16 protein-coding genes are annotated in these 18,753 nt (G+C 40.1%); 4 read left to right on the forward strand and 12 right to left on the reverse strand.

Translation table 11 applies throughout. From position 1 onward, the window contains the following. Positions 1 to 196 precede the first annotated feature (196 nt). Together ACAN52_RS15230 and ACAN52_RS15235 are read left to right on the forward strand one after the other, a co-directional pair. The gene (locus ACAN52_RS15230; protein WP_378955772.1) at positions 197 to 1,594 is read left to right on the forward strand and encodes a GntP family permease; all 1,398 of its coding nucleotides are present in this window, start codon (positions 197 to 199) and stop codon (positions 1,592 to 1,594) included. A gap of 81 nt (positions 1,595 to 1,675) precedes the next feature. Then, positions 1,676 to 2,092, forward strand: a complete 417-nt coding sequence (locus ACAN52_RS15235) for a MaoC family dehydratase (RefSeq protein ID WP_378955773.1) — start codon at positions 1,676 to 1,678, stop codon at positions 2,090 to 2,092. A 62-nt stretch (positions 2,093 to 2,154) separates the two neighbouring features. Here ACAN52_RS15235 and ACAN52_RS15240 read toward each other — a convergent pair whose 3' ends face one another. The 9 genes from ACAN52_RS15240 to ACAN52_RS15280 form a co-directional block, all read right to left on the reverse strand. Next, positions 2,155 to 3,015: a 3-hydroxybutyryl-CoA dehydrogenase gene (locus ACAN52_RS15240; protein WP_378955774.1), complete on the reverse strand. Its 861-nt coding sequence runs from the start codon at positions 3,013 to 3,015 to the stop codon at positions 2,155 to 2,157. A gap of 96 nt (positions 3,016 to 3,111) precedes the next feature. Then, positions 3,112 to 4,308 (reverse strand): FAD-binding protein, encoded by a 1,197-nt coding sequence (locus ACAN52_RS15245; protein ID WP_378955775.1) that lies wholly within the window; start codon positions 4,306 to 4,308, stop codon positions 3,112 to 3,114. 16 nt (positions 4,309 to 4,324) lie between these two features. Beyond that, positions 4,325 to 5,113 (reverse strand): electron transfer flavoprotein subunit beta/FixA family protein, encoded by a 789-nt coding sequence (locus tag ACAN52_RS15250; RefSeq protein WP_378955776.1) that lies wholly within the window; start codon positions 5,111 to 5,113, stop codon positions 4,325 to 4,327. 44 nt (positions 5,114 to 5,157) lie between these two features. Next, entirely contained in the window at positions 5,158 to 6,297 is a 1,140-nt protein-coding gene (locus ACAN52_RS15255; protein ID WP_378955777.1) for an acyl-CoA dehydrogenase, read from the reverse strand. A 159-nt stretch (positions 6,298 to 6,456) separates the two neighbouring features. Further along, the gene (locus ACAN52_RS15260; RefSeq protein ID WP_378955778.1) at positions 6,457 to 7,638 is read right to left on the reverse strand and encodes an acetyl-CoA C-acetyltransferase; all 1,182 of its coding nucleotides are present in this window, start codon (positions 7,636 to 7,638) and stop codon (positions 6,457 to 6,459) included. Between the two features lie 38 nt (positions 7,639 to 7,676). Beyond that, positions 7,677 to 9,227 (reverse strand): acyl CoA:acetate/3-ketoacid CoA transferase, encoded by a 1,551-nt coding sequence (locus ACAN52_RS15265; protein ID WP_378955780.1) that lies wholly within the window; start codon positions 9,225 to 9,227, stop codon positions 7,677 to 7,679. Between the two features lie 337 nt (positions 9,228 to 9,564). After that, the gene (locus ACAN52_RS15270; RefSeq protein ID WP_378955781.1) at positions 9,565 to 10,980 is read right to left on the reverse strand and encodes a GntP family permease; all 1,416 of its coding nucleotides are present in this window, start codon (positions 10,978 to 10,980) and stop codon (positions 9,565 to 9,567) included. Between the two features lie 132 nt (positions 10,981 to 11,112). Further along, positions 11,113 to 12,303 carry an enoyl-ACP reductase FabV gene (gene fabV, locus ACAN52_RS15275; RefSeq protein ID WP_378955782.1) on the reverse strand — a complete coding sequence of 397 codons (1,191 nt, stop codon included), beginning with the start codon at positions 12,301 to 12,303 and terminating at the stop codon, positions 11,113 to 11,115. 199 nt (positions 12,304 to 12,502) lie between these two features. After that, positions 12,503 to 13,681: a thiolase family protein gene (locus tag ACAN52_RS15280; protein WP_378955784.1), complete on the reverse strand. Its 1,179-nt coding sequence runs from the start codon at positions 13,679 to 13,681 to the stop codon at positions 12,503 to 12,505. 369 nt (positions 13,682 to 14,050) lie between these two features. Between ACAN52_RS15280 and ACAN52_RS15285 the strand changes: the two genes are divergently transcribed. Both ACAN52_RS15285 and ACAN52_RS15290 read left to right on the forward strand, forming a co-directional pair. Next, positions 14,051 to 14,548, forward strand: a complete 498-nt coding sequence (locus ACAN52_RS15285) for a glutathione peroxidase (RefSeq protein ID WP_378955785.1) — start codon at positions 14,051 to 14,053, stop codon at positions 14,546 to 14,548. Positions 14,549 to 14,796: 248 nt separating this feature from the next. Beyond that, complete coding sequence (locus ACAN52_RS15290) at positions 14,797 to 15,261, forward strand: hypothetical protein (protein ID WP_378955786.1); 465 nt, start codon at positions 14,797 to 14,799, stop codon at positions 15,259 to 15,261. An 80-nt stretch (positions 15,262 to 15,341) separates the two neighbouring features. On the opposite strand, the gene ACAN52_RS15295 is transcribed toward ACAN52_RS15290, so the two are convergent. The 3 genes from ACAN52_RS15295 to ACAN52_RS15305 are packed head-to-tail and all read right to left on the reverse strand — an operon-like array spanning position 15,342 to position 18,515. Next, complete coding sequence (locus ACAN52_RS15295) at positions 15,342 to 15,800, reverse strand: DUF441 domain-containing protein (protein WP_378955787.1); 459 nt, start codon at positions 15,798 to 15,800, stop codon at positions 15,342 to 15,344. Positions 15,801 to 15,821: 21 nt separating this feature from the next. Continuing rightward, positions 15,822 to 16,505 carry an RraA family protein gene (locus ACAN52_RS15300; protein WP_378955788.1) on the reverse strand — a complete coding sequence of 228 codons (684 nt, stop codon included), beginning with the start codon at positions 16,503 to 16,505 and terminating at the stop codon, positions 15,822 to 15,824. A gap of 42 nt (positions 16,506 to 16,547) precedes the next feature. Continuing rightward, positions 16,548 to 18,515 carry a methyl-accepting chemotaxis protein gene (locus ACAN52_RS15305; protein ID WP_378955789.1) on the reverse strand — a complete coding sequence of 656 codons (1,968 nt, stop codon included), beginning with the start codon at positions 18,513 to 18,515 and terminating at the stop codon, positions 16,548 to 16,550. Between the last annotated feature and the right edge of the window lie 238 nt (positions 18,516 to 18,753).

Here is an 18,753-nt window from a genome sequence, read left to right on the forward strand (position 1 = left end):
TTTTTATACATGTTGTCTATCTACCTATACATATTTTTCGTACCGTCTATAGAATTCAGCCTATTTCGAATTGGCATAGTATTTGCATATATTAAAGGTTATAGTGAAAGACAGAGGAGAAGGCGGCTTACCAAGAAGTTAGAAAGCCGGTCAACTTGTCTTAAGGCTAATGAATAAAACAGAGGAGGTCATTATTGTGGAAGTTGTCGGTATTATCCTTAGTTTATTTTTGTTAATGTTCTTTGCTTATCGAGGGTTTTCGGTTATTTTATTTGCTCCTGTATTTGCTTTACTTGCCGCTTCGATGTCAGGCTTACCACTCATGCCAGCTTATACAGAATTATTTATGGCCAAAGCCGTTACTTACATTAAATCCTTTTTCCCCGTATTCTTACTTGGTGCCGTCTTCGGCAAATTAATGGAAGATACTGGACTAGCTAAAGGGATTGCTCATGCGATTATGAAATCACTTGGGAAAGAACGTGCCATCTTGGCTGTTGTTTTAGCCGGTGGCGCACTCACATATGGCGGTGTAAGCCTCTTCGTTGTTGTTTTTGCTGTATATCCTTTTGCTTCTGCTTTATTTAAAGAAGCTGCCATTCCAAAAAGACTCTTACCAGCGACAATTGCCTTAGGAGCTTTTACGGCTACCATGGACTGCCTGCCAGGCACACCACAAATTCAAAATCTCATTCCTACTAATTTCTTTGGTACAAACATTTATGCTGCCCCTTTCTTAGGTCTCATTGGTGGTATTGGTATTTTCAGCCTTGGAATCATGTGGTTAGAGCGTCGCCGCAAACAGGCTGCTGATGCTGGTGAAGGTTATGGCATTCACACCCTCAATGAACCTGAAGTTAAAGAAACCATGTCACTCCCTTCATTACAACTCTCCATCCTCCCCTTACTCACTGTCTTAGTTGTAAACTATGTAATGACTCGCGTCTTTACTTGGGACCCTACAATGCTTGCGTCTTTCCAAGCAATGAAACTTCCTCTAGTTGCACCAGCAATTAAAAATGTTATTAGTATTTGGTCCTTGATCATTGCCCTCGTATCTGGTATCTTACTGTCAATTGCCCTCGGTTATAAGAATTTAGGTAAAGGTGCTTTAGCCAAATCTTTAAACGCTGGCGCAATCGGTTCTTTGCTCGCCATCATGAATACAGCCTCTGAAGTTGGTTATGGTAATGTTATTGCCTCACTTACAGGTTTCAAAGATATTTCTAGCGCTTTAATGTCTATCAAAGTTGGAGGATCACCACTCGTATCCGAAGCCGTAACCGTTAACGTATTAGCTGGTGTTACAGGCTCAGCCTCTGGCGGTATGTCAATTGCCTTAGATTTGATGGCTAAAGACTGGTTAGCTTGGGCAAACACGATCGGTATGTCACCTGAAATCCTCCATCGCGTAGCTTCAATGGCATCTGGTGGTATGGATACTCTTCCTCACAACGGAGCAGTTATCACGTTACTTGCCGTCTGCGGTATGACCCACAAAGATTCATACAAAGATATTTTTGTACTGACTTGCTTAAAAACAGCCATGGTATTTGTCATTATTGCTCTTCACACAACGACAGGGCTACTGTAATCACACATAATCATACCTTGTTACTTGGACCCAGAAATTGATACAATTTCTGGGTCTAAAAATAAAAAGGGGGATTTTAAAATGGTACAAGATCGACAATTTGCAGAGATCCAAGTTGGCGACACAGCTAGTATGTCTAAGACAGTAAGTGAATATGACGTCTATACTTATGCAGGTATCACTGGTGATTTTAATCCCGTACACATTAATTCGGAATTTGCAAAAACGAGCCTCTTTAAAGAACGCATTGCTCACGGCATGCTCTCAGCTGGTTTTATTTCAGCTGTCCTTGGCACAACCCTACCTGGCGCTAATACCATTTACCTAGGGCAAGAATTAGCGTTTAAAGCCCCTGTAAAAATTGGCGATACAGTCACTGCTACTGTCGAGGTCATTGAAAAAATCGAAGCTAAACATCGCTTAATCCTTAAAACAGTCGTCACGAATCAAGAAGGTACAATCGTAATTGATGGTAAAGCTACTGTAATGAAAAAATAATTCCACGAACAAAAGAACTCCTAGTTCACGCCTTTGTGCGAAACTAGGAGTTCTTTTTTATCTTACTTTACGCTGTAATCATAGAATCCCTTACCTGATTTACGTCCAAGGTATCCTGCTTGCACCATTTTCTTGAGTAGTGGGCATGGACGATATTTAGGGTCACCATAACCTTCATGTAACACTTCCATAATATAAAGAACCGTATCATTACCAATGAGATCTGATAGAGCAAGAGGTCCCATCGGATGATTGAATCCCAGTTTTGCTACATTATCAATGTCTTCAGCACTAGCTACGCCTTCCATTAAAGCAAAGATCGCTTCATTAATCATAGGAATCACAATTCGATTGCCAATAAAACCAGGGAAATCAGCAATTTTAACGGGTGTTTTTCCTAGTTTTTGCGCTAGAGCTTGCACTTTAGTAAAAGTTTCTTCACTCGTCCCTAAACCATTAATCACTTCTACTAATTTCATGACTGGGGCTGGATTGAAGAAATGCATACCAATGACCCGATCTGGACGTTTTGTAGCAGCAGCAACGGCAGTGATTGGCATAGAAGAAGTATTGGTTCCCAAAATCGTATGGCCTGGACATAATTCATCGAGAGTTTTAAAAATTTTCTTTTTGATCTCCATATTCTCAATGGCTGCTTCTACCACTAAATCAACCTGACATGAAGCAGAATCTAACTCAACAACGCCACAAATATTTTTCATGACTTCATCTTTTGCTTCAACGGACATTTTGCCTTTTTCAATGGCTCTATTTAAGTTTTTCTCAATACCCTTAATACCTTTTTGAACAAACTCTTCTTTAATATCTTGCAAGATGACCTCAAGTCCGCCTTGCGCCATAACCTGAGCAATACCGCTCCCCATTTGACCTGCACCAATGACTAATACACGTTTAATTTCCATTATGAGCACTCTCCTTCATTTAATGAATCCTCAATGTACGAGTTAAAATCCAGACAATACAATTGCCTGGATTTTTCGTACTTAAGAACGTACAACCTATACAGCTTTAATTTTTTTAAACTCTTCGATTAATGCTGGAATGACTTCCATGACATCACCGACAATTCCATAATTGGCGATTTTGAAAATCGGCGCATCTGGATCTTTGTTAATGGCAATAACAATATCAGAAGACGACATACCAGCCACATGCTGAATGGCGCCAGAAATGCCACAGGCGAAATACACTTTAGGACCTACTGTCTTACCTGTTTGCCCTACTTGATGCAATGCAGGCTTCCAGCCAGCGTCTACAACGGCTCGTGAAGCTCCAACGGCCCCTCCTAGTACATTAGCCAACTCTTCGATTAGAGCAAAGCTTTCTGGTTTGTTCATGCCGCGTCCGCCAGATACAATAATATCGGCTTCTTCTAAATTACATGATGCTGTACATACTCTCAGTACATCAATGAGTTTTGTACGAATATCTTCTGTTTTAACTTTGCTAGCAACCTGCACCACTTCACCAATGCGAGAATAGTCTGGAACTGGACGTTTAAATACATTAGGACGTATGGTCCCCATCTGCGGCCGATGATCTGGGCACAAAATCGTTGCCATAATATTACCACCAAAAGCAGGGCGCGTCCAAGCAACAAGACCAGTCGTTTCATCAATACTCAGTTTTGTACAATCAGCAGTGAGTCCCGTACCAACGCGGCAGGCAACGCGAGGTCCTAAATCCCGTCCGTCATTGGTTGCTCCCATGAGTATAACAGCAGGTTTATAAGTATGAATTAGATCTGTCAGAGTGATGGTATAGGCATCTGTACTATAATGACTAAATTCTGCACCTTGAACTAAATAAACCTTATCAGCACCTCTGGCAATGGCTTCCTGGGCAAGATGTTCTACCTGATCACCAATAATAATACCTGAGAGTTCTTCGTCCATCTCATCAGCCAGTTTACGCCCTTCATTTAACAATTCATAGCCAACATGACGTGCTTGCCCATCCCCTTGTTCGATATAAACCCAGACACCTTTATAATCAGCCTTGTTTATGGAAATTTCCTTTTTTTCCACTTTAAGAGTAATTGCGCTTACTGGACAAACATCAACGCAAGCACCACAAACTGTACAGGCATCCGTGATAACAGCTTTCCCATCTTCCATGACAATCGCACCAAAAGGACAAGTACTCACACACACACTACAACCAATGCATTCTTCTTTATTTACTTCTACAGCCATTTTTCCACCTCCCTATCTATATTATTTTTGCATCAACTAATCGTTTAGCGAGAATCCCAGCCGCCTCACGCGGCGTATCAGCCTCAATCAATTCTCCCTGTACACGTTGCTCTGGAGTGAAGATACGACGTACTTGAGTGGGTGACCCTTTCAGACCAATGACACTCGCCTGAATATCAACATCAGCTGCTGACCACACTGGAATCTCTTTGCGGTTGGCTTTCATCATACCTTTCACTGTTGCACTACGAGGTTCATTAATCGATTTAACGACAGTCAACAATACAGGCATTTGAGCATCAATCACTTCATAGCCTTCTTCATGTTCCCGTTCAACACGAATGACGTCCCCATCCACCTGAGTAATTTTTGCTACATAGGTTACTTGAGCAATATCTAAATGTTCAGCAATTTCAGGTCCGACCTGAGCTGTATCTCCATCAATTGCTTGTTTACCACAAAGAATAATATCAACTTTTCCCATTTTTTTAATGCCAGCTGCCAAGGTATGACTTGTCGCTAGCGTATCAGCCCCACCGAAGGCGCGATCACTCATCAGTACCGCTTCATCAGCCCCCATCGCTAAACACTCTTTAAGAGCCTCTTTTGTTTGCAAGGGGCCCATCGAAAGAACAGTCACTTTGCCACCATACTGACTTTTGAGTTGTAATGCAGCTTCCAAAGCATTTTTATCAAAGGGATTCACAATACTCGGTACCCCTTGTCGAATCAAGGTATTGGTTTCTGGATCTATTTTCACTTCTGTTGTATCAGGAACCTGCTTAACGCATACGACTATTTCCATTATTTTAATCCTCCTGTTTTGTAAGCAAACTTAGTTATCCGTGCTTAGCGTAAAATAGCGCCCGAAATAACCATGCGTTGAACTTGGTTGGTTCCTTCATAAATTTGTGTAATCTTAGCATTACGCATTAGGCGTTCTACTGGATATTCCCGGCTATAACCATAGCCGCCAAAAATTTGTACGGCATCCGTCGTGACCGCCATGGCCGCATCAGAAGCATATAATTTTGCCATGGCCGCTTCTTTCGAATAAGACACGCCTTGGTCTTTTAGATAAGCTGCACGATAAACCAATAAACGAGCCGCTTCAACTTTAGTCGCCATATCAGCTAACATAAAAGCAATTGCTTGGTTTTTAGAAATAGCCTGACCGAATTGTACCCGTTCTTTTGAATATTTAATGGCATGATCAAGAGCAGCCTGAGCAATACCTAATGCTTGAGCAGCTACACCGATACGACCACCGTCTAAGGTACTCATGGCAATTTTAAAACCTTCGCCGACTTTACCCAACACATTTTCTTTTGGTATCCGTACATCTTGGAATACTAGCTCATTGGTTAATGAAGTATGAATCCCCATTTTATGTTCTTTTTTACCAAAACTAAACCCAGGCATATCTTTTTCCACGATAAACGCAGTAATACCCTTTACACCTTTTGATTTATCTGTCATCGCAAAAATCACATAAGTTTCCGCTTCACCTGCATTGGTAATAAATATTTTACTCCCGTTGAGAATATAATCATCACCATCAACCACTGCAACAGTTTGCTGGGCTGCTGCATCTGTACCTGCATTAGGCTCGGTCAAACCAAAAGCACCTATTTTTTCACCTTCTGCTAGAGGGACCAAATATTTTTGTTTTTGTTCTTCTGTACCATAAGCATAGATCGGCCATGCACAAAGTGATACTGTTGCCGACAATGTAATACCAATGCCATCATCAGCTTTTGATAATTCTTCCACTGCCAAAATATAGCTCATGACATCGCCGCCAGAACCGCCATATTCTTCTGGAAAACAAATACCCGTTAAGCCCATTGCCCCCATTTCATCGGCTAATTCACGGGAAAATTCTTCTTCATGATCCCGTTTGCTAACAGTTGGTGTCAGTTTTTTTTCAGCAAAATCTCGCGCTAACTTTTGCACCATTTTTTGATCTTCAGTCAATTGAAATTCCATAATAATAGCCTCCTCATATTTTAAATAAGATTTATGAATATCATAAATCATTGGAAAACAATGTTTGTGAAAAGACTCACATAACTTTTCAAGGATAGTGCCAATAGACAAGCTATTGGCACTATCAGTTTTACAGAATCAGAAAGTATAATCCTTTCTCTAAATCCGTTCAATAATGGTGGCTACGCCCTGCCCACCGCCAATGCACAAGGTCGCAAGTCCAATTTTTGCATCTCTTGCTTCCATAGCATACAGAAGAGTCACTAAAATTCGTGCTCCGCTTGCACCAATTGGATGACCAATCGCAATAGCGCCACCATTTACATTTACTTTTTCTTGATCAAAACCAAGTTCTTGACCCACTGCTAAAAATTGAGCTGCAAAAGCTTCATTGGCTTCAATCAAATCAAGATCAGCAACAGTTAAGCCTGCTTTGGTTAGTGCCTTACGTGTAGCTGGTACTGGTCCCATTCCCATAATGCTTGGATCAACGCCGCCTGAAGCAAAAGAACGAATCCGAGCCATCGGTTTAATGCCAAGTTCTTTCGCTTTATCAGCAGACATCAGTACCAATGCTACAGCCCCATCATTAATGCCAGAAGCATTCGCAGCTGTCACAGTACCATCTTTTTTGAAGGCTGTCCGCAAAGCAGCGACCTTCTCAAGAACTGTGCCACTCTTAGGATATTCATCTGTTGCGAAAACAGTATCGCCTTTTTTACTTTTAATCGTGATTGGCAATATTTCTTTGCTAAAAGCACCACTTTCAATGGCTTTAACTGCTTTATTTTGTGAATTCACAGCCAACTGATCTTGGGCCTCGCGGCTAATTCCATATTTTTCAGCTACGTTTTCAGCCGTTATGCCCATGTGATAATCATTAAATGCACACCATAGACCATCTTGAATCATGACATCAGTAACCTGGGAATGTCCCATCCGATATCCTTGGCGCGCTTTACTATCAAGTAAATAAGGCGCATTTGTCATACTTTCCATACCGCCTGCTATAACAATATCAGCATCGCCAGCCATAATAGCTTGAGCTGCTAAGTTGACAGTTTTTAAACCTGAACCACAAACTTTATTGACAGTAAAAGAAGGAACTTCAATCGGAATACCTGCTTTAATCGCAGCCTGACGTGCTGGATTTTGCCCAAGACCAGCTTGAAGAACATTACCAAAAATAACTTCATCAATACTTTCTTTTTCTACACCAGCGCGCGTAATGGCCTCTTTAATAACCATACTACCAAGATCCACTGCTGAAAAAGGCGTTAATGAACCATTAAAACTACCAACGGCAGTACGAACTGCACTTACAATTACAACTTCTCTCATAATGACACCATTCCTTTATATTTAAAAATATTATTTATTTATTTTTTTAGACCCATTAATTCATCACGGAAAATACGTTCATCCATTAATTTCAGAGTTGGTGAGATAATTGGCGCAAAATCCATCAATGCCAAAACATCTTTTTCCAAATCAACTCCTGGTGCAATTTCAATCAATACCATACCTTCACCAGTCAATTCAAACACGGCCCGTTCTGTAATATAGAGTACTGGTTGGTTTACTTTTTGCGCATACTTACCACTAAATGTAATTTGTTCAACATTTTTTAAGAATTTTTTAGCTTTGCCCTCAGTCATGATTGTTAATTTACCGTCAGCAACCTTAACTTTTAGCCCACTTGCCGTAAATGTACCGCAAAATACTACACGTTTGGAATTTTGTGTAATATTAATAAAACCACCACAACCAGCGACTCGACCTTTAAACTTGCTTACATTGATATTACCTTCTTGATCGGTTTCAGCAAGACCCAGGTAAGCTAAGTCGACACCGCCACCATCATAAAAATCAAACTGATAGGCTTGATCAATAATTGCTTCTGCATTGGTTGCTGCACCAAAACTTAGTCCACCTGCAGGTACACCACCAACTGGACCAACCTCTACAGTGAGAGTCATCTTGTCGCCAATCCCCTCTTCATTGGCTACCATCGAAATCACTTCTGGCATGCCAATACCAAGGTTTACTTTCGCATCATTTATCAGTTCCATTGCTGCACGACGAGCAACAACCTTGCGTTCGTCAAGAGGCGCTGGCTTAATTGCCGACAGTGAAACACGAATTTCACCTGAATATGCAGGATTGTATTGTTCCCCAAAGGTTTGCATGTGATTTTCGGCCTCTTCAGCCACTACAATATAATCCACTACAATGCCAGGGACTTTTACATCGAAAGGATTTAAACTTCCATTCGCCACAGCGCGTTCAACCTGGGCAATAACGATACCGCCAGAGGCCTTAGCAGCCTGGGCCATTGATAGTATTTCTACCGAAGCAGCTTCACGTTCAATGGTAATGTTACCGCGTTCATCAGCACTCGTTCCCCGGATTAAGGCTACATTCAGAGGGAAGGGTTTATACCATAGCCACTCTTCGCCGCCAAGTTCAATCACCTCTACCAAATCCTCAGTCGTGATTGCACTAATCTTGCCGCCTTCAACTCGAGGATCAACAAATGTATCTAAGCCAACCTTAGTAATGATACCTGGTTTGCGTCCTGCAATACTGCGAAGCCATTGAGCCAAAGTGCCTTGTGGGAAGTTATAAGCTTCAATTTTATTTTCCACTGCAAGTTTACCCAACCGTGGTGCCAAATTCCAGTGACCGCCAATAACTCGTTTGACCATACCTTCATTTCCAAAATGATTAAGGCCGCGTTCCTTACCGTCTCCTTGTCCAGCACAATACATCAATGTTAGGTCTCTGGGTTTACTTTGCTCTAAAAATCTTTTTTCAATCGCAATGCTTAAAGCCTCAGGATGACCGATACCAACAAATCCACTAATACCAACCGTGTCTCCGTCCTTTATAAGCTCCGCCGCTTCTAACTCACTAATAAATTTAGCCATAATGACACTCTCCTTGATGAGTTCTATATGCTCATTAGTAATGCAAATAGTGTGCCAATAGGGCAAACATTCATGAATTAGCCTAAAAGATCTACTATGATCCACTTCTTAAGGGCAATTTCCTCGTTATTTTGAAATTCCATCATGATCTTAGACAGTTTATTCACAAAAATCCGTCTACATACAGCGACATAATTGTCTAACTATCTATACAACAGCTTCAATCATATCGATAAAAATATTCACAAAAAAACGTATACCAAAATCTCAATCCATTCAGATCAAAAATTCAGCATACGCTTTTCGATTAACTAGGTCTATTCTTTTCTATTTATCCTTATCCAATACCAAAAAAACTATAGAGTGCAATAAATAAGAACACTACAAAAGTCTTGAGAATCATTAACATAAATAAATCATAATAGGATTCTTTGTGAGATAAGCCACAAACGCTAATCACTGTCACTAAAGCGCCATTATGAGGAACAGCGTCAATCCCTGCAGATGCAAGGCAAATGATTCGATGAAGAATATCAGGAGACATACCAATTGATTGTGCCCATGAAAGCCAATCACTGCCTAACATCCCCAAGGCAATCGTCATACCACCAGATGCTGAGCCAGTTAAAGCAGCCATGATATTTGTAGTAATTGCCACGGATAGTAAGGGACCTGACCCGATATTTAGATTCAATAATGCTTGCTTAACAACTGAAAATCCAGCTAATTTTGAAATTACACTACCAAAAGCATATCCTGATGCCGTATTTAAAATTGCCGACAAAGAAGATTGGGCGCCTGCATTAAAAACATGCACCATTCCACCTTTTCGTCCAATGGGTTTCCAACCGACAATGGCAGCTAGTACAATACCAACAAACAAAGCAATATCCAAAGACCAGATTGCATATATTTTTTGCACACTTGAACTAAGCAATGAAAGTTGCAACGCTTTAAAAGGCTCTAACATCTGTGGATCCCAATGATATGCCAAGCTCCAATCAAAAGGATTGCTCATATAGAGATTAACTAGAATAACGGCCACCAAGGGCAATAATGATAGAGTCCAATGAGGCAAGATCTTGCTGCCAAGATGTTCTGGTTCATGTTTGGCATGATTACCATAACCTTCACCTTGACTGGCTAACTTCCGATATCGATAAGTCACCCAACACCAAGAAATGGCAAAATAAACGAGAGCACTTAAAAAACCACTAATAGGTGATGCCCATGTTGAGGTTCCAAAGAAAGTTGTGGGGATAATATTTTGAATTTGAGGCGTGCCAGGGATTGCAACCATGGCATAGGTGAAAATTCCCATCCAAAGAGTTGCAGGGATTAGACGTTTTGGAATACCAGCTTCACGAAATAACAAAGCTGTAAAAGGATACATGACAAAGACAACCACAAAGACACTTAAGCCACCATAGGTTAAAACACCACACCCTAGAAGTACTGCTAGAATGGCTCGTTCCTTTCCTAATGAGCGAGAAATAATAGCGGCAATTGAACTTGCCATTCCCCCTGCCTCCATAATTTTGGCAAAAACAGCCCCTAAGAGAAAGATGGGAAAATACGTCTTAAAATATTCTGCTGCTTTAATCATAAAAATTTCACTATAAACAGGCATTGAACTAAACTCTGTAAAAGCAGCAACAATCGCAAACAAAGGGGCAACAAGAATAATCGAATAACCTCGGTAAGCAAAATACATAAGTAAAATCAAGCTTACCATGATAAGAAATAAGTCCATCGTACCTCCTGAGCACTGCATCGAGTACTCTCGTCCTTGTTTTATACAACGTTAAGACTCCCACTTTTATAAGTGGGAGTCTCTTTTCATGTCCTACTTACTTTTTAGATATCATTTTATCGTTAGCTATACCTAGTCATTAATACTTGGAATAGCTAATTGTATATCTACATCTTGATCATATTCGACATCATCAAATCCAAAACCAAACAAACGGAAGAAATCATTACGATACCCCGCCACATCAGAAAGTGCACCTACATTTTCTGTTGAAACATCTTGCCATAAGGCTAATACTTCCCGTTGAACTTCTTCCTTCATTTCCCAATCATCAAGGCGAATCCTACCTTTTTCATCTAACGTCATGTGTGTAGAATACAATTGCTCGATAAACAATCGATAGATTTGTTCAACACAATTTTCATGAATACCCTTTTCCTTCATAACCTTAAATAATAAGGACATATATAAAGACATGGCTGGAATAGCCGTACTGGCTTGTGTGACTAAAGCTTTATTCACAGAAACAAATGCCTTTCCTCCCTGAGAACTGAGCTCACTGTGTATTTTCTGTGCCGCAGCTTCTAGACTTCCTTTTGCCTTACCAATCGTTCCTTCTCGATAGATGGGATAGGTAAGTTCAGGTCCAATATAGGAATAGCTGATTGTCGTCGCTCCAGTAGCCAAAACTCCTGCATTACGCAGAGCTTCGATCCACATTTCCCAATCTTCACCACCCATGACCCCTACGGCTTGCCTTACTTCTTCATCACTAGCAGGTTCAAGTGTGATTTCAGCAACCTTTTCGCTATGAAAATCAAGATTTTTACTAGTAAAAGATTTACCTACTGGTTTAATGGAAGAAACTAATGTCTCTCCGGTCACAGGATGCACTCTTCTCGGCGCAGCAAGACTATAAATAACCAAATCAACCTGCCCAAGATCTTTTTTAATCAGCTCAATTACTTCTTCTTTGGTCTCTGTAGAAAAAGCATCACCATTAATGCTCTTTGCATAATAGTTTTCTTCTTTCGCTACTTGTTCAAAAGCAACTGTATTATACCACCCAGCGGTAGCCGTTTTATTCCCAGCAGCGGGTTTTTCAAAAAAAACACCAATCGTATTTGCGCCTGAGGAAAAAGTCGAAACGATTCTAGAAGCCAACCCATAGCCAGTTGACGCGCCAATCACAAGAACGTTTTTCGGTCCTTTAACCGGGCTTTGTTGTTTCACATAATCAATCTGTTCCTTCACAGAACGAGCGCAGCCTTCTGGATGAGCTGTCGTACAAATAAATCCTTTAAATTTAGGTTTAATAATCACATCTATCTCCTCTTTCCTGCCTAGTCTTCGATTATTGATTTTCTAATTATAAAATGTATGTGTATGAAAAAGCAAGTTGTTCCTTTATAAGAAAAAATCGTACTCAAATATAGGCAATGTAAGATGAGAATCCGCCCGCCTTATTCCATCAAAGTCGTTTTAGATAAGACGGATAAATTTTGATTTTTATGTGTTTTTTTTAAATTGCCTCAATAACAACGGCAATGGCAGGTCCGCCACCAACACATAAGGATGCGACACCATAACGTCCACCAGAACGTTTCAATTCATATAGAAGTGATACAATGATTCTTGCCCCAGTGCACCCCACAGGATGACCAAGACCAATTCCTGACCCATTACGATTAACGTGTTCCAGATTGAGATCTAATTCTCGATTGACTCCTATAAATTGAGCCGCAAAAGCCTCATTTATTTCATAATAATCGATTTGTTCTTTGGTCAAATTAGCAAACTTTAACGCTTTAGGAATAGCAAAGGCCGGGCCAATTCCCATAACTTCTGGATGTACTCCTACATTTGCTGTAGCAAGAATGCGAGCGAGAGGCTGAATACCCAGTTCGCGAGCTTTGTCGGCAGACATCAGTACTAGAGCTGCCCCACCATCATTTACACTCGACGCATTACCAGCTGTTACTGTACCTCCTCTTTGAAAAGCAGGTCTCATACTAGCAAGTTTTTCCGCTGTAAGATCAGCTCTCGGATGCTGATCCGTATCTACCACGATTGACCCACGTCGTGTTTCAATCGTAACTGGTACAATCTCCTCCGTAAAGATTCCGTTCTTAATCGCAGCACTTGCTCGCTGATGGCTAAGAAAAGCTAACTCATCTTGCTCTAAACGAGAAATATGATAGCGTTCAGCTAAATTCTCTGCCGTAATCCCCATATGATATCCCTGCATTGCACAAACTAAACCATCGTAAAGCATTGAATCAAGAATCTCTCCATTCCCCATACGATAACCTTCGCGAGCACCTTTTAGTAAATAAGGAGCTTGGGACATACTTTCTACACCAACAGCCACACCGCTATCTATTTTTCCTAACATAATCGACTGTACAATCGACTCAAAAGCTTTCATACCAGAACCACATTGTTGATCAACGGTATATGCATAACTCTCAACAGGCATTCCGCATTTTAATTGAATCTGACGACCTGGATTTCCTTTTGCGCCACCTTTATAAATCATACCACAAGCAACTTCCTCGACCTGATCGGCACCTAAATTGGCTCTCGCCAAGGCTCCGTTTACAGCTGCCACCCCAAGATCAATAGGACTCACATCTTTCAGCGCTCCCAGAAAGTCACCAATTGGAGTTCTTGCCGCACCAACGATTACTACCTCTTGCATATTTCTGTTGCCTCCTCTATTTCAATTAAACAATAGACTTTAGAATATCTACAGTCTATTTATGCAAGTTACATGCCAATCATTAAGTATCACATAAGGAGGGCAGAATTCAAAAAATAGCAGGCAATCATATCACTTCTTTTGATTGCCTGCTGTATAACATAGTGGAAATAAATCAATAATGTACAATAAATTAGACACGCCTCCACCATCTGGGAGAAGAACGAACTGTTTCAGCATTATAAAATCGGGATAAAGATCGTTCTAAAGAGTTATAACGTAATTTGGGTATTGACACTTTTAATTCGATTGTGTAAATTCTAATTGAAATCAATCGAATGTTCAAAATTATAAAATAGGGAGGTTCTTATGAGTATTTATGAATTTTCAGTGAATACTGTAAATGGAAAGCAACAATCTTTATCTGATTATAAAGGTAAAGTTCTGCTCATTGTCAACACGGCTAGTAAATGCGGATTTACATCTCAATACCAACAATTACAACAACTTTATGAAACATATGGGAAAGATAAATTCACGGTATTGGCTTTTCCGTGTAATCAATTTTTGAAGCAAGAACCTGGGAGCGATCAAGAGATTGTTACTTTTTGTCAAATAAACTTTGGCGTTACCTTTCCTGTTTTTTCAAAGATTGATGTCAAAGGCTCTAAGGCTGATCCCTTATTTACTTATCTTACAGAAAAGACCCCTAGCCTACTCGGCAAATCGATTAAGTGGAACTTTACAAAATTCTTAATTGATGGGAAGGGTAATGTTTATAATCGTTATGCCCCAATCACTTCACCAAATCAATTAATTGCTGATATTGAAAAATTGCTTGCCCAGGAAAAGGATCATGGACAATAAGAATGTGCTAAATAAATATTTTTTATTCTAAATTAAAAGACCTGTAAAATTCTTCTGAGAGTTTTTCGCAGGTCTTTTAACTTTTTCTTATAAAATAAGGTCACACACTTATCATACTTCTGTCATATTTTTGTCACATTTAGAAGATATAATTAAATCTAGGAGGTCATTACATTAATCCATACCATGAAACGAGTGAATAAACTGTCTCTTACGAGACAGACATAAATATGTTAGGAGGGCTTCTCATGAAAAAAATCGCACTTACTGTTGTTTCATTACTCACTTTAGGTCTTAGCACTGGTTTTGCCGCCCCTATTAATAACCTTACACAAGGTGAGACCGCTCTCGGCGTGATCGATGATGGCTTCTATATCGAACACAAGATGTCTGACAATCTTACACTTGGATTGCAAAAGAACGATATTTATGGGCAAGTTAACCTTAATGACAATATTAGAGCGATTGTCGGCAGCAGAGATTATAATTCTAATTCAAAAGTATACGTAGGAGCTGCAATCAATAGTCCATTAGCACCTTCTCTAGATGGTTACGCCTCCCTGATTGGAGCTAATGATTTTAAAGAACTACAAGTTGGAGCTAACTATAACCTCACTCATAATCTGGACGTTAATTTTAACTATCGTTCTTTTATGCCAGACGGAGGTAGCAATAGTAACCGCACTGCTCTAGGAGCAACTTTGAAATTCTAATCCTAATATCAAATAAAATGAGAATCCCTCACCAACAATTTCGTTTGGTGAGGGATTTTTTCTATCAATTTAAGATATCTTTAGTGCTTTGAGAAATCCAGTACATTTACAATAAGAGCTACCATGCCACCAGCGATAAGTGGTCCGACAGGTAAGCCGCGAAAGAAACAAACACCAATAATTGTACCAACGATTAAAGCCGTTGTTGTCTCCGGTGATTCTTTCATAAAAACAACACCTTGACCCGCTATCCAGGCTACTAAAATTCCAATGACAATCGCAACAAGACCAACGGGTGCCTTGAATAAACCTCCGATTTCATTTACAGATATACGTCCTTGTGCTAATGGACTTAACACCGCAATCGTCAAAATAATGATGCCAAGGTTCATGCCATAGCTTTCTATATAAGGAAATAAACTTATTAAACTCAATTTTTGAATCAATAACAACACCAATGCAGCAATCGCTACTGTATGATTATTGCCAATCACTGATAATACTAGAACAACTAGAATCGGAGCATTATCCCAATTCATACGATCACATCCCTACTACATTTATCTGTTCTTCACAACTTCAGCGTTCAACTTATCAAGAAATTGATCAACCCAAGTGCGGTCCCACGCCTTGTTTGCTATCGCTTCTTTTATTTTGTCTTCCTTGCGAGAAGTAGCCTTGGATTTTTCCAATAATTCTTCTGCATCCTGAGCTTTTATCACAACAATACCATCTTCATCACCGACTAGGATATCCCCTGGATGTACAACGATACCTCCGCAAGAGATGGGAACATTAATTTCACCAGGTCCATCTTTATATGGTCCCATCGGAGTGACACCGACTGCATAAATAGGTATATCCATCTTTTTGAGTGCTCCCAGGTCACGAATGGCACCATCAATAATAAATCCGCCGATGCCTCTTTGCTTTGCCCAGAGGGTCATTAACTCGCCCATAACGGCATTGGTCAAATCGCCTTGGACATCAACTACGATAATATCACCAGGTTCTGCAAGATCAAGAGCTTTACTCAGTAAAAGATTATCCCCTGGACGTGACTTAACGGTAAATGCTGGACCAAGTAATGGCGTATCATTAACCGGACGAATTTTAGAGTTCATGCATGACATACGGTTCATATTGTCTGCGATATTCGCCACGGGGATTCCCTTAAAACCATCAATTAAAGTTTTAGCTGGTTTATCAACATTTGGAAAAATACGAAAGCCTATATTTGACATCACTCATCTCTCCATTCTTATCTTTAATTTACTAACATTGCTCTAAATTCGAAACTTTGATACGATTGCTTGTAAATCTCCTGCCATAGTGGATAGATCCGTACTGGAAGAAGCAATCTCTTGGATAGATGCAGACTGTTCTTCAGTCGCTGCAGATACCGTTTGTGTTTGACCAGTCGTTGCTTTACTGATTTGTGCAATATCTTTTACAGAAGATACAATTTGCTGACTCCCACCTGCCATCTCTTCAATTGCCGCTGAAATACCACGGATTTCATCAGATACATTTTCAACAAGAGAAGCAATCTCAACAAAAGATTGTCCAGCTAGATGAGCAACTTCGGTACCCTTTTTCACTTCATTTGTTCCTTCATTCATAACCATGACAGCCTTATCAGTATCGCCCTGAATCTCTCCGATCAATGTTGCAATTTCTTTTGCCGCTCCGCTAGACTGTTCCGCAAGTTTCCTAACCTCTTCTGCAACCACAGCAAAACCTCGCCCTTGTTCTCCAGCGCGAGCTGCTTCAATGGCAGCGTTTAAAGCTAATAAATTTGTTTGACCTGCTATGCCAGAAATGGTATCAACGATTTGCCCAATTTCCTTTGAGCGTTCACCAAGTTTAGCCACTACCATCGCCGAATTATTCACTGACGTTTCAATGTTGGCCATCTGGCTAGTAACCTTTTGAACGGCTTTGCCACCTTCGAGAGCAGCACTTGATGTTTTTTCGGCTGTAGCAGAAACACTACCCGTATTTGCTGCAATTTGTTGAAGACCTGCCGACATTTGCTCAACAATGTTCATTGTGGTGTCTACAGCCTGCATTTGATTCCCAGTGCCGTTAGCTACATCTGCAATTGCCGTTGACACTTGATCTGCAGCCTGGGCCAATTGCTCTGTATTTGCTGTTAATTCTTCAGAAGAAGCCGACACCATTTCGCTAGCCTCTTGGACTTTTACAATCATTTTTCTAAAATTCTCTATAGCACTAGACACAGCTCGCGCCAATATGCCGATTTCGTCATTAGATGAATGGCTAATACTCACAGACAGATCACCATCACCAATCTTCGCAACTTCCTTAGAAATCTCTTCAATCGGACGTAAGAGTCTCATCAGGAATATCCATGCCACAAATCCAACAATAAGAAGAGTAATCAAAAGAGAAATCGTCATTGAAATTAAACTTGCATAAAAATCGCTTTTAATCTCACTCTTTGGTAAGCTAACAAGAACGAGCCAATCTGTATTTTTAACAGGCACGGCGAGAACCAAAGACTCTCTCCCTGCTAAATCTTGGTATGAAGTAAGATGCCCTGGATCATTTATTACAGTCTGTAAGGTGTTTTCAGGAATCTTTTTCTGTTCTTTTAGTAAGTCACTATTTGTATGGGCTAATAGTGATCCATCTCGAGCAACAATGGCAATTACTCCAGTTTGCCCTACTTTGATTTGGGCCAAAAAGTTTTGAAGTGTTGCTAGGTCGACGGACTGAGCAATCATTCCCACCATTTTCCCATCGCCCCCCTTAACAGGTTGGGTAACAACGACGGAAGGGACTCCTGTCGCCCTGTTAATCAAGACATCACTAATGTGTGATTTTTGATCATTCATTGTATCTTTAAAGAATTTGCGATCGGCTAAACTAGCTCCTATTGCTTTCACTTCATACGGAGTGGTCGCAATACGAGTTCCCGCTGAATTAATAAAAACGAGATGATCAGCTCCCCAAGTCGCAGCAAAATATGTATCGATCTTCCCTTGTATACGAGAAGCATCCCCTGATTTTAAGTCAGGGTCTTCAGCATAAAATTTCCCACTTCTATTAAATGAAGAAAATAATTCACTCACCTCACCAGCAAGCTCAAGAGCTTGACCATTCATATCTATTTGTGTACCATCTAATGTTTTTCCATAAAGAACATACATACCTGATGCACCGACGACAAGACCTGTTACGAGAAGAGAGATTAATAACAATGTAATTGTTTTTGTTTTAATCGACATATTTTTTCTCCTTTATTTTCAAGAATAAACATTAATTTGTTTATAATTGATCTACACTTTTATAATAACTTCAAAGTTGCTCTGCAGGGAAGATAATTCGACAATTATTTACAAAAAAATAACATTTTTAGGCATTCCTTAATACCATAACATCTCTTTATGTTCCTCGTCCACTCTTCCCAGTTTTCCGTCACAACTTTAAATCTTATTTTAAAAAACAATAAAACCTAGACGGATG

Origin of the sequence: Pelosinus sp. sgz500959 (genome assembly GCF_042610375.1) — a bacterium.
GTDB lineage: Bacteria > Bacillota > Negativicutes > DSM-13327 > DSM-13327 > CTSoil-075.

Bases quoted from the DNA above. Each gene is read 5' to 3' on its own strand.
- ACAN52_RS15265 (WP_378955780.1), bottom strand. From the start codon at position 9,227: ATGGCTAAATTTATTAGTGAGTTAGAAGCGGCGGAGCTTATAAAGGAC.
- ACAN52_RS15295 (WP_378955787.1), bottom strand. From the start codon at position 15,800: ATGAATTGGGATAATGCTCCGATTCTAGTTGTTCTAGTATTATCAGTG.
- ACAN52_RS15280 (WP_378955784.1), bottom strand. From the start codon at position 13,681: ATGCAAGAGGTAGTAATCGTTGGTGCGGCAAGAACTCCAATTGGTGAC.
- ACAN52_RS15260 (WP_378955778.1), bottom strand. From the start codon at position 7,638: ATGAGAGAAGTTGTAATTGTAAGTGCAGTTCGTACTGCCGTTGGTAGT.
- ACAN52_RS15285 (WP_378955785.1), top strand. From the start codon at position 14,051: ATGAGTATTTATGAATTTTCAGTGAATACTGTAAATGGAAAGCAACAA.
- ACAN52_RS15235 (WP_378955773.1), top strand. From the start codon at position 1,676: ATGGTACAAGATCGACAATTTGCAGAGATCCAAGTTGGCGACACAGCT.
- ACAN52_RS15245 (WP_378955775.1), bottom strand. From the start codon at position 4,308: ATGGCTGTAGAAGTAAATAAAGAAGAATGCATTGGTTGTAGTGTGTGT.
- ACAN52_RS15240 (WP_378955774.1), bottom strand. From the start codon at position 3,015: ATGGAAATTAAACGTGTATTAGTCATTGGTGCAGGTCAAATGGGGAGC.
- ACAN52_RS15255 (WP_378955777.1), bottom strand. From the start codon at position 6,297: ATGGAATTTCAATTGACTGAAGATCAAAAAATGGTGCAAAAGTTAGCG.
- ACAN52_RS15270 (WP_378955781.1), bottom strand. From the start codon at position 10,980: ATGGACTTATTTCTTATCATGGTAAGCTTGATTTTACTTATGTATTTT.
- ACAN52_RS15305 (WP_378955789.1), bottom strand. From the start codon at position 18,515: ATGTCGATTAAAACAAAAACAATTACATTGTTATTAATCTCTCTTCTC.
- ACAN52_RS15290 (WP_378955786.1), top strand. From the start codon at position 14,797: ATGAAAAAAATCGCACTTACTGTTGTTTCATTACTCACTTTAGGTCTT.
- ACAN52_RS15300 (WP_378955788.1), bottom strand. From the start codon at position 16,505: ATGTCAAATATAGGCTTTCGTATTTTTCCAAATGTTGATAAACCAGCT.
- ACAN52_RS15250 (WP_378955776.1), bottom strand. From the start codon at position 5,113: ATGGAAATAGTCGTATGCGTTAAGCAGGTTCCTGATACAACAGAAGTG.